Genomic DNA, 628 nt, shown 5'->3' with positions numbered 1-628 from the left:
CTCCCCGCCCCAATTTATTTTCAGACTCTCGGCGTTGAAGCTTTTCAGTGCTTCAGTTGGCGCCCCCAATTTCTGAGCGAGAAATGCCTGAGATCCGCCTAGCAATGAGGTTTTCTTTTCAAGTTCAGCTACCGCTAGTGCGTTATCACGGGCCGCCTTCATCTGGTCAAGAATGCCCTGATTAACGCGAATATTTATCTGGTGAAGCGCGTCTTTGGATTTCTTGAGGGTTGACTCTTTTTCGTAAAGGTCACGGTTGGCTTTCGATAACTGATTGGATAGGTCAGCGGCTATTTTTAAATGTCCATTTGACTCAATGTCAGCGTTCCCCATTTGCTTGGCTAACGTGATCCGGTCATTGTAATCCTTGTTTAGGTTTGAAATTTCACCTTTCAGTTTGGCTATTCCCGCCTCTTGATTGGTGATTGACTCAACTGTGTCAGCACGAACACCTTGAGCTTGTACCAGATTCATTTCCTTTAACTTGCTGATCACATCTGGCAATGTGTTGGCAAATTCAATGCTGGCCTGACGTGCTTGCGCTTGCTTCTGTGCATACAAATACCAACCGGCAGCTACTATCGCCACTACGCCGACCGTGCCGCCCAAAGGCATTAATGCCGTGTTT

At 47.1% G+C, this 628-nt stretch carries 1 protein-coding gene; it reads right to left on the bottom strand.

The annotated features are described in order from the left end of the window. Window positions 1-628 (bottom strand): phage tail tape measure protein (locus J5069_RS23825; protein WP_319801701.1); only part of this gene is annotated, 628 nt, incomplete at both ends.

It is taken from the genome of Candidatus Symbiopectobacterium sp. NZEC127, from assembly GCF_025962675.1.
Classification (GTDB): domain Bacteria; phylum Pseudomonadota; class Gammaproteobacteria; order Enterobacterales; family Enterobacteriaceae; genus Symbiopectobacterium.
The sequence above is the reverse complement of the archived record's forward strand: the minus strand, read 5'-3'. Positions and strand labels throughout refer to the sequence as shown.